Origin of the sequence: Streptomyces monashensis, from assembly GCF_001866665.1 — a bacterium.
Taxonomy (GTDB): domain Bacteria; phylum Actinomycetota; class Actinomycetes; order Streptomycetales; family Streptomycetaceae; genus Streptomyces; species Streptomyces monashensis.
The window spans coordinates 369,663-379,286 of record NZ_MLYO01000012.1; the positions used below are offsets into that span (position 1 = coordinate 369,663).

Genomic DNA, 9,624 nt, shown 5'->3' on the forward strand with positions numbered 1-9,624 from the left:
GCCAGTAACCCCACGCTGCCCGGACTCCCCACCTGAAGGAGCTTTGAGTGAGCCCCCTCTACGCGCGTCACAAGCGCACCACTCTGGCCATCGCCACCGCTGTCGCCGCCGGAGCCCTGCTCTCCACCGGGCTGACCACCACCGCCTCCGCCCAGCCCACGACCCACCGGCCGGCCGCCGCCCCCGCCGCGCTGTCCGCCACGGCCCACGCCTCCCTGATGCAGAAGGCACAGGACGACGCCGCCACGACCGCGCAGTCGATAGGCCTCGGCGCCAAGGAGAAGCTGGTCGTCAAGGACGTCGTCAAGGACGTCGACGGCACGGTCCACACCCGCTACGAGCGGACGTACGCCGGCCTCCCCGTCCTCGGCGGCGACCTGGTCGTCCACACCGCCGAGTCGGGCAGGACCGAGGGCGTCACCAAGGCGACCAAGGCGGCCATCAAGGTGGCCTCGCTCACACCGAGGATCACCCCCGCCAAGGCCGCGCAGCAAGCGGTCTCCGCCGCCAGGACGCTCGGCTCCGCCAAGTCCTCGACGGACGGCGCGCGCAAGGTGATCTGGGCGGCGAACGGCACGCCGGTCCTGGCCTACGAGACGATCGTGGGCGGCCTCCAGGACGACGGCACCCCGAACCAGCTGCACGTCATCACCGACGCCGCGACCGGCAAGAAGCTCTTCGAGTACCAGGGCATCGAGAACGCGACCGGCACCGGCAAGACGCTGTACTCGGGCACCGTCAGCCTGACCACGACCCAGTCGGGCTCGTCGTACAACCTCACCGACGCCTCGCGCGGCGGCCACAAGACCTACAACCTGGCCCGCAAGACGTCCGGCACCGGCACCCTGGTCAGCAACTCGACCAACACCTTCGGCACCGGCACCGCCTCCACCTCCTCCAGCGACCAGACGGCCGCCGCCGACGCCGCCTACGGCGCGCAGGAGACCTGGGACTACTACAAGAACGTCTTCGGCCGCAGCGGCATCAAGAACGACGGCAAGGCCGCCTACTCCCGCGTCCACTACGGCAGCTCGTACGTGAACGCCTTCTGGGACGACAGCTGCTTCTGCATGACGTACGGCGACGGTCAAGGCAACGCCGACCCGCTGACCTCGCTGGACGTGGCCGGCCACGAGATGACCCACGGCGTCACCGCCAACACCGCGGGCCTCGACTACAGCGGCGAGTCCGGCGGCCTGAACGAAGCGACCTCCGACATTCTCGGCGGCGTCGGCGTGGAGTTCTACGCGAACAACGCCAAGGACCCCGGTGACTACCTCATCGGCGAGAAGATCAACATCAACGGCGACGGCACCCCGCTGCGCTACATGGACAAGCCCAGCAAGGATGGCGGCTCGGCGGACTCCTGGTCCTCCTCGGTCGGCAACCTGGACGTCCACTACTCCTCCGGCGTCGCCAACCACTTCTTCTACCTCCTGTCGGAGGGCAGCGGCGCCAAGACGGTCAACGGGGTCTCGTACGACTCCCCGACCTCCAACGGCTCCAAGGTCACCGGCATCGGCCGGGACAAGGCGCTCCAGATCTGGTACAAGGCACTGACCACGTACTTCACCTCGACCACCGACTACAAGGCCGCCCGCGCGGGCACCCTGAGCGCGGCCAAGGACCTGTACGGCTCCGGCAGCACCGAGTACAACACGGTGGCCGCGGCCTGGTCGGCGGTCAACGTCAGCTGAACCAGCCGTAGTTGAACTCTGGGCGGCACCCGGTGGGAGAACCCCCCGGGTGCCGCCTACCCTTGTGACCCATGTCCTCGGCGCCCTTCACCTACGAGCCCGTCGGCGCGACCCGCGACGACCTGACGTACTGCCCGCCCGGCTTCCACCCCCTCTTCGTACGCACCCGCCTCGGCGAGGGCGAAAAACTCTTCGCACGTGCGGCCGAGGCGGTCCTCACCTGGGAGATGCACCGCGCCATGGGCGTAGGCATCATCACGACGGCCGACCGCGCAACCCCCGGCGCGGACGTCACCGTCACCCTGGCCGGCCTCCTGAAAGCCCCCTGCCGCGTCATCTGGACGACCGAGCAACCCCGCCGCGCCGGCTGGGCCTACGGCACCCTCGAAGACCACCCCGAATGCGGCGAGGAAGCCTTCCTCGTCGACCGCACCGGCGACGGCACGGTCTGGCTGACCGTGGCCGCCTTCAGCAAACCGGCCAAGTGGTACACGAGGGCGGGCGGCCCGGCGACCCGGGGCCTGCAGCACGCGTACGCACGGCGGTGCGGTGGGGTGCTGAAGAAGCTGTGTGCGGGGTTGTCGGAGGAGTGAGCAGTAAGGAGTAAGGAACCCGCCAACATGGGTGGTGGGTTCCGTGCCCGTTGTTGCTGACAGCGCGTAAATGTGATGATCCGAGGCATGTCTGAGCACGGGTCGCCTCCGAATCGGTGGAACATATACGCAGGTCACGCAGGACCGCTACGGGCTTGATGAGTTCACTGGGCCGTGGAGCTCGGCAACACCGCGTACGGCCGCATCCCGGTGAGTGGAGACCTACTCGAAATCGTCCACGTGCTGGGAGCGCCTGACCAAGGTGGAATCTGACGACTCAGCAAAGGCCTGTCAGCCGACGGTAGACCGTAAGCGTCTCTGGGTTCACCTTGCTTTTCAGACCACTTCCTCATGCCTCGACGAACAGCTCCGCCGCGTCCGTGGCATGGACGGCTCGCTGGGCCCAGACCTCCAGCTGGTCGAGGTCCGTGCAGGCGCTGACGCGGTCGCGGACGGCGCCGGAGACCGGGATGCCGCGCCACTCCAGGACGTGGAGGACCATCTCGGCCTTGGCCTCAAGCCGCCCCTGCTCCAGCCCCTGCTCCAGCCCCTGCTCCCGTCCCTGTTCTCGTCCTTCTTCGCGCACTTGTTCGGCGAGCGGGTGTCGCCAGAAGTACTGGATCGCGGTCATCAGGTCCCTCCACATCTGCTTCGCCTGGGGGTCGGTCAGGCACGAGTCGATGAACTGCACGAAGACGGCGGCGCTGTCGGGGTCGATGGTCCGCAGGGCGGCGGCCAGGGATTCCAGTATGGCCGGTGCCTGCGGGCCACGCCCGTGTGTCATGGCCGAGAGCACCGCGAGGGGTACGTCCTTCTCGGCCTGCCGCTCGTCCGCGATCACGGGCACGTTGTCGGGGCCCAGCACGAGGGGGCGGACGGTCAGCGGCTCCCAGCCGGGGAAGCCGAGCCGGATCGGGCGCGAGGCCCACTGGGCGGTACGGCTGCTCTGGGTGATGACGATGAGGACCGGTTCGCAGCGGTACTTCTCGTAGAGGTAGCTCAGGTAGTAGGGCCAGCTGCCCCGCTTCCGCTCGTCCGTCTTGCCCTGCGACTCCACCACCAGCAGGTACGTGCCCTCGTCCGTCTCCGCCCGCAGCAGGGTGTCCACGCGGCGCTCGACCGGTTCGATCTCCGTGAGGTCCACGTTCAGCGCCGCGATCTCCCTCGGTTCGGGGAAGGGCACGTGCAGGACCTTCTGTAACGCCTTCGTCAGCAGCGTCGGATCCTTCTGGAAGATCCGGTGCAGCGCCTCGTACGACGAGCCGACCATCAGTTCTCCTTTCGTACGACGTCCTGATCAACGAGCTACGCCGCGAGAAGTTCGCACCACACGTACTTCCCCCGGTCCCCGAACCGCGCCGACGGCTGCCACCCCCACACCTGCGCGCAGGCCGACACCAGCCCCAGCCCCCGCCCGTCCTCCGATTCCCCCACCTCCTCCAACGGCAACGGAGGGTCGGGTGGCGCCGGGTCCGTGTCCCACGCTCCGATCCACACCACGCCCTCCGGGGTGCGGCGGACCCTGAGCGCGGCGGGGCCCTTCGTGTGCCGTACCGCGTTCGACACCAGCTCAGCCGCCAGCAGTTCGGCGGTGTCCACCAGTCCGATCAGGCCGTGCAGGGTGAGGATCAGGCGCAGGGTGCGGCGGCACACCGTGACGGCTCTGGGGTCGTTGGGGATGTAGAGCGTGTAGTCCCAGGTTTCGGGCATGCGTCATCAACTCCAAAGGGACGAGGTGGATTTCGCGCGCAGGGTGGCAACGCCGCGTCACACGGTGCACTTCTGCTGCGTGTGCGGTACGTCACCGAAGGTAGGGCTTACGTGTAATCCAAGGCAAGCCGGTCGCGTAATCTGCCCCCGAACGAGCCACATCGACGGACGCGTTGATCAAGGAGTGACGGATGGTTCTTAGGCGCCAACCCACCGCGCGTCAGATGCGCCTGGGAATCGAGTTGCGTCGCCTTCGCGAGGCGGCTGGGCTGACGGCCGTCGACGCGGCTGCGCTGCTGGGCGTGAACCGGGTCCAGATGAGCCAGATCGAATCCGGAGGTACGGGAGTCAGTGAGCAGCGGCTGCGCCGCCTAGCCTCCCACTACGCCTGCACGGACACGGAGTTCATCAATGCCCTCGTCGCCATGGCCACCGACCGGACACGCGGCTGGTGGGAGAAGTACCAGGGCTTGCTGCCCACGTCATTCCTCGACCTGTCCGAGTTGGAGCATCACGCCCGGTTCCTCCGCCACGTTGCGATCTTGTACGTGCCAGGACTCCTTCAGACCGAGGACTATTCGCGTGCCGTCTTCTCGTCCAGGCTTCCGGAACTGACGGACGAGGAGCTTGAGTTGCGCATCCGTCATCGAAAGGCGCGTCAAGAGTTCGCCATTCCGTACGAGGCGGTGATCCACGAAGCGGCACTGCGCATCAGAGTCAGTGACCGGGCCACCTCCAGCGCCCAGCTGGCCCGGCTCCTCCGGCTCTCCGAGGCGGAACACATCACTGTGCGTGTCATCCCCTTCGACCTGGACGGCTTCGCCAGAGCCTCCAGCACCATGACGTACGTGGGCGGCCCTCTGCCCAAGCTGGACACAGTGGTACGAGACGCACCTCACGGCTCAGTCTTCGTGGACTCCGAGGCCCAACTCGCCAGCTACCGGACGCGTTTCCGTAAGCTGGAGGCCGTATCGCTCGATCCCGACCGGTCGCGGGACTTCATCCACAGGCTGGCGAAGGAGCTGTGAGGCATCCCATGAACACCCTCGACAACTGGCGGAAGTCGTCCTACTCCGGCGAGGGCGACGGCAACGAGTGCGTAGAAATCGCGACCACCGCCACCCACATAGCCGTCCGCGACTCCAAGGCCCCCACCCGCGCCACCCTCACCTTTCCCCCCACCGCCTTCGTCCCCTTCGTCGACGCCCTGAAGAACGAGCGTGTGCATCTCGGCCGGTGAAGCTGCCTTCTCCGGGACCGTCCTCTACGAACGCCATGCTGCTGCGTCTGCCCACCCGGCACCTGACGCCCGAGCGGTTCGTCTCCGTCGGACGGCTGGGGCGTGCCCGTCGCACACCCGGAGCGGATGCCGCACCGCCTGCGCATCTTTCTGCCCGATCGGGTCGTGGGGCGGTACTACGGCGACGGGCAGACGCTCAGGAACGGAGACTTCGGAACCGGCACCGTGATCTGCTCGCAGGCGATCTCGATCGCGTCGAGCGGCGGCGGCCATAATTCAGTGATGGCCACGACCGCCCCTGCCGAATCCCCCGCCCGCCGCCGAACCCAACTGCTCGTGCCCGTCCTGACAGCCGTCTCGGCCGGCCTGCTCGTCGCGCACCTGGCCTTCAGTTCCGACACGTTCCAGCACTGCAGGTACCTGGGCCCCTCGACGCGCATGTACGTCACCTCGTGGGCCGGTCTCGTCTGCGCCCTCGGCGCGCTGCTGGCGTTCGGCACGCTCCCCCGCACCGAGCGGCGCGGGCTCGCGCTGGTGTCCGCCGTGCTCGGCCTGCTCTTGACGCTCGGACTCCTCGCGACCGTCTACGGGCTGTACGCCCCGGACCCGGCCGGCGGGGACGACTGCTCCGGCCTGCACCTGCTCGTGCCGTAGCCCAGAACAGCCCTCCCCGGCTGGACAGCTACCGCAACAACACCCCCGCCCCCTCCACCACCTCCCCCACCGGCACCGCCACCAGGCCCGGTTCCGCGGCCGAGGCCAGCAGCCGGTGTGTGGGCAGGATGCGGACCGTGTAGCCGTACGGGCCCGTGCGGTCCAGGGACAGCGGGCCTTCGTACAGCAGCCGCCCCTCCAGGTCCGGGGCTCCCGTCGGTTTCAGGGCGACGACCGTGGCGTCCGTGATGTGGTCCTCCGCGTCCACCCGGCCGGAGACCGCCTGGACCTCCACGTCGTCCGGGCTCAGCTCGCCCAGAGCGACCCGCACCCGCAGGCCCACGGTCGTGCCCAGCTCCGCCGTGGCCGTCGTCGCCGTCGTCTCGACGTGGTCGACGCTCACCTCGGGCCAGGCCGCCCGAACCCGGGCCTTCCAGGTGGCCAGCTCGCTCGCCGTGTCCGGGGTGAGGGCGCGGTGGGCCTGGGCCGCGGGGGCGTAGAGGCGCTCGACGTATTCGCGGACCATGCGGCCGGCCAGCACCTTCGGGCCCAGCAGGGTGAGGGTCTGGCGGACCATCTGGATCCAGCGGTCGGGCAGGCCCGCGCGCCCGCGTTCGTAGAAGCGGGGGGTCACCCGCTGCTCCAGCAGGTCGTACAGCGCCGACGCCTCGATGTCGTCGCGGCGGTCGGGGTCCATGCCGACGCCGTCCGCCGTCGGGATGGCCCAGCCGAAGTCCGGCTGGAACCATTCGTCCCACCAGCCGTCCAGCACGGAGAGGTTGAGGCAGCCGTTCAGCGCCGCCTTCATGCCGGAGGTGCCGCACGCCTCCAGGGGGCGGAGGGGGTTGTTCAGCCAGATGTCGCAGCCGGGATACAGCTTCTGCGCCATCGCCATGCCGTAGTCGGGCAGGAAGACGATGCGGTGGCGTACGCGCGGGTCGTCGGCGAAGCGGACCAGTTCCTGGACGAGGCGCTTGCCACTGTCGTCGGCCGGGTGGGCCTTGCCCGCCACGACGATCTGGATCGGGCGCTCCGCATGCAGCAACAGCTCCATCAGACGGTCGCGGTCGCGCAGCATCAGGGTCAGTCGCTTGTACGACGGGACCCGGCGCGCGAAGCCGATGGTCAGGACGTCCGGGTCCAGCACCCCGTCGACCCAGCCCAACTCGGCGTTGCCGGCCCCGCGTTGCCGCCATGACGCGCGCAGTCGCTCGCGCACCTCCAGCACCAGCTGTTCGCGCAGGGTGCGGCGCAGCTCCCAGATCTCCTGGTCCGGGATGTCGGCGACGGAGTCCCAGCGGTCCGAGCCGCCCACCGTCAGCGCGTCCTCCGCCCGCTGGGCGCCGACCGCGCCGGCGCCGAGCCGCAGCACCTCCGGGGCCATCCAGGTCGGCGCGTGCACGCCGTTGGTCACCGAGGTGATCGGCACCTCCTCGGCGTCGAAGCCCGGCCACAGGCCCGCGAACATCTCCCGGCTGACCTGCCCGTGGAGCAGGGACACGCCGTTGGCCCGCTGAGCCAGTCTGAGCCCCATCACGGCCATGTTGAACAGGTTCGGCTCGCCGCCCGGGTATGTCTCCATGCCCAGCGTCAGGATCCGCTGCACGTCGATGCCGGGCAGCTCGGCGTCCGACCCGAAGTGCCGGGCGACCAGCTCCCGGTCGAAGCGGTCGATGCCGGCCGGGACGGGGGTGTGGGTGGTGAAGACCGTACCGCCGCGCACGGCCTCCAGCGCGGAGTCGAAGTCCAGCCCGTCCACGCACAGTTCGGCGATCCGCTCCAGGCCGAGGAAGCCCGCGTGGCCCTCGTTGGTGTGGAAGACCTCCGGCTCCGGGTGCCCGGTGAGCCGGCAGTACGTCCGCACCGCCCGCACACCTCCTATCCCGAGCAGCATCTCCTGGAGCAGCCGGTGCTCGCTGCCGCCGCCGTAGAGCCGGTCGGTCACCCCGCGTTCGCCGAGGTCGTTCTCCTCGACGTCCGAGTCCAGCATCAGCAGCGGCACCCGGCCCACCTGGGCCAACCAGATCCGGGCGTGCAGCGCCCTGCCGCCGGGCAGCGCGAGCGAGAGCCGCGCGGGGGTGCCGTCGTCCTCCTTGAGCTGGGTGAGGGGCAGTTCGTTCGGATCGAGCACCGGGTAGTGCTCCTGCTGCCAGCCGTCGCGGGACAGGGTCTGGCGGAAGTACCCGTGCCGGTAGAGGAGACCGACACCGATCAGGGGTACGCCCAGGTCGCTGGCGGCCTTGAGATGGTCCCCGGCGAGGATGCCGAGACCGCCGGAGTACTGGGGCAGCGCGGCCGTGATGCCGAACTCCGGGGAGAAGTAGGCGACGGCGGCGGGCAGCCCGTCCGCCTGCGCCTGGTACCAGCGCGCCCCGGTCAGGTAGTCGTCGAGGTCGTCGGCCGCGGCGCCGAGCCGGCGCAGGAACCGCCGGTCCCCGGCCAGCTGCGCCAGCCGGGCCGGGCGCACCCGGCCCAGCAGCCGTACCGGATCGGCCTGGGCGGCGGCCCAGGCCTCCGGGTCGACGGACTGGAACAGGTCGCGCGTTTCCGCGTGCCAGGACCAGCGCAGATTCCGCGCCAGGTCACTCAGCGGCCGGAGGGGGTCGGGGAGAACGGGACGGACGGTGAACCGACGGATCGCCTTCACATTCCACCTCGGACGCGTTGCGGGGAGGGAGACGCACGGCGGTGTACGTCTCGTCGTCACTGTCGACGGTAGTGGTTACCGGAGGGTCGGTGGGGACGTGCCGGACGGGGTGTCGGGGCGTGCGGGAGCGGTCGCGGGGCACCCGGGAAAAGGGGCCCGTCCTACGGGTGGACATACGCGCGAGTAGTTAACAAAGTGCCGGATTGCCCACCCGAGCAGGATGGGAAGGCTCCTGCGGTACACACCCCACAGGCGCACCACAGCACCTCGCAGGACCCACCTCCCCACACACCTCCGCCCACACCCACGTTGACGCGGACAGGAGCGGTCATGCCCGCCACGCACCAGTCGTCAGGACCTCCGTCGAACAGCAAAGCACCGGCCAAGAAACCCGCGAAGCCCGTGAAGCCCCGCGCCGGGAAGCCTTCTTCACCGCCGCCGGTCACCGCCCTGGGCCGCATCCCCGTCCTCGACGTACGCCCCGTGGTCCAGCGCGGGCGCAGGCCCGCCAAAGCGGTGACTGGTGAGTCGTTCGAGGTGTCGGCCACCGTCTTCCGCGAGGGGCACGACGCCGTCGCGGCGAACGTGGTGCTGCGCGGTCCGAAGGGCCGGCGCGGCCCGTGGACACCGATGCGGGAGCTCGCGCCGGGCACCGACCGCTGGGGTGCCGCCGTCACCGCCGGCGTACCCGGCCGCTGGACGTACACCGTGGAGGCCTGGTCGGACCCGCTGGCGACCTGGCGCCACCACGCGAGCGTCAAGATCCCGGCCGGTGTCGACACCGCCCTGGTCCTGGAGGAGGGCGCCCGGCTGTACGAACGTGCCGCCGACGGCGTCCCGAAGGCCGACCGCCGGCTCGTGCGGAAGGCGGCGGCGGCCCTGCGCGACGAGTCCCTGCCGGTGCGGGAGCGGCTGGCGGCGGCGCTGTCGCCCCAGGTGGCGGCGGTGCTGGCGCGTCATCCGCTGCGGGAGCTGGTCACGGCCTCCGAGGCGATGCCGCTGCTGGTGGAGCGGGAGCGGGCGCTGTTCGGGTCGTGGTACGAGTTCTTCCCGCGGTCGGAGGGCACCGCCGAGCAGCCCCAC

9 protein-coding genes are annotated in these 9,624 nt (G+C 69.9%); 6 read left to right on the forward strand and 3 right to left on the reverse strand.

The window, feature by feature from the left end; genetic code table 11:
- Positions 1–47: 47 nt before the first annotated feature.
- Together BIV23_RS06460 and BIV23_RS06465 are read left to right on the forward strand one after the other, a co-directional pair.
- Entirely contained in the window at positions 48–1,697 is a 1,650-nt protein-coding gene (locus BIV23_RS06460; protein ID WP_071379749.1) for a M4 family metallopeptidase, read from the forward strand.
- Positions 1,698–1,768: 71 nt separating this feature from the next.
- Positions 1,769–2,290, forward strand: coding sequence for a DUF1990 domain-containing protein (locus BIV23_RS06465; protein WP_071379750.1), 522 nt, complete (start codon positions 1,769–1,771; stop codon positions 2,288–2,290).
- 349 nt (positions 2,291–2,639) lie between these two features.
- On the opposite strand, the gene BIV23_RS06470 is transcribed toward BIV23_RS06465, so the two are convergent.
- Entirely contained in the window at positions 2,640–3,560 is a 921-nt protein-coding gene (locus tag BIV23_RS06470; RefSeq protein WP_071379751.1) for a hypothetical protein, read from the reverse strand.
- Between the two features lie 35 nt (positions 3,561–3,595).
- Positions 3,596–4,000 (reverse strand): ATP-binding protein, encoded by a 405-nt coding sequence (locus BIV23_RS06475; RefSeq protein ID WP_071379752.1) that lies wholly within the window; start codon positions 3,998–4,000, stop codon positions 3,596–3,598.
- A 191-nt stretch (positions 4,001–4,191) separates the two neighbouring features.
- On the opposite strand from BIV23_RS06475, the gene BIV23_RS06480 reads away from it, so the two are divergent.
- From BIV23_RS06480 to BIV23_RS06490, 3 genes are all read left to right on the forward strand, one after another.
- On the forward strand, positions 4,192–5,028 hold the full coding sequence (locus tag BIV23_RS06480; RefSeq protein ID WP_071379753.1) for a helix-turn-helix domain-containing protein: 837 nt from the start codon (positions 4,192–4,194) through the stop codon (positions 5,026–5,028).
- A gap of 8 nt (positions 5,029–5,036) precedes the next feature.
- Positions 5,037–5,240 (forward strand): DUF397 domain-containing protein, encoded by a 204-nt coding sequence (locus tag BIV23_RS06485; protein WP_071379754.1) that lies wholly within the window; start codon positions 5,037–5,039, stop codon positions 5,238–5,240.
- Positions 5,241–5,342: 102 nt separating this feature from the next.
- The gene (locus BIV23_RS06490; RefSeq protein ID WP_143079053.1) at positions 5,343–5,894 is read left to right on the forward strand and encodes a hypothetical protein; all 552 of its coding nucleotides are present in this window, start codon (positions 5,343–5,345) and stop codon (positions 5,892–5,894) included.
- Between the two features lie 28 nt (positions 5,895–5,922).
- On the opposite strand, the gene glgP is transcribed toward BIV23_RS06490, so the two are convergent.
- Positions 5,923–8,541: an alpha-glucan family phosphorylase gene (glgP, locus tag BIV23_RS06495; protein WP_071379756.1), complete on the reverse strand. Its 2,619-nt coding sequence runs from the start codon at positions 8,539–8,541 to the stop codon at positions 5,923–5,925.
- A 330-nt stretch (positions 8,542–8,871) separates the two neighbouring features.
- Here glgP and BIV23_RS06500 point away from each other — a divergent pair.
- Positions 8,872–9,624: maltotransferase domain-containing protein (locus BIV23_RS06500; RefSeq protein WP_143079054.1), on the forward strand; the 753-nt coding region annotated here is incomplete at its 3' end.

What these genes read in the sequence shown, in the direction of transcription:
- BIV23_RS06475 (WP_071379752.1), bottom strand. Translation starts at nt 4,000, where the DNA reads ATGCCCGAAACCTGGGACTACACGCTCTACATCCCCAACGACCCCAGA.
- BIV23_RS06480 (WP_071379753.1), top strand. Translation starts at nt 4,192, where the DNA reads ATGGTTCTTAGGCGCCAACCCACCGCGCGTCAGATGCGCCTGGGAATC.
- BIV23_RS06485 (WP_071379754.1), top strand. Translation starts at nt 5,037, where the DNA reads ATGAACACCCTCGACAACTGGCGGAAGTCGTCCTACTCCGGCGAGGGC.
- BIV23_RS06470 (WP_071379751.1), bottom strand. Translation starts at nt 3,560, where the DNA reads ATGGTCGGCTCGTCGTACGAGGCGCTGCACCGGATCTTCCAGAAGGAT.
- BIV23_RS06465 (WP_071379750.1), top strand. Translation starts at nt 1,769, where the DNA reads ATGTCCTCGGCGCCCTTCACCTACGAGCCCGTCGGCGCGACCCGCGAC.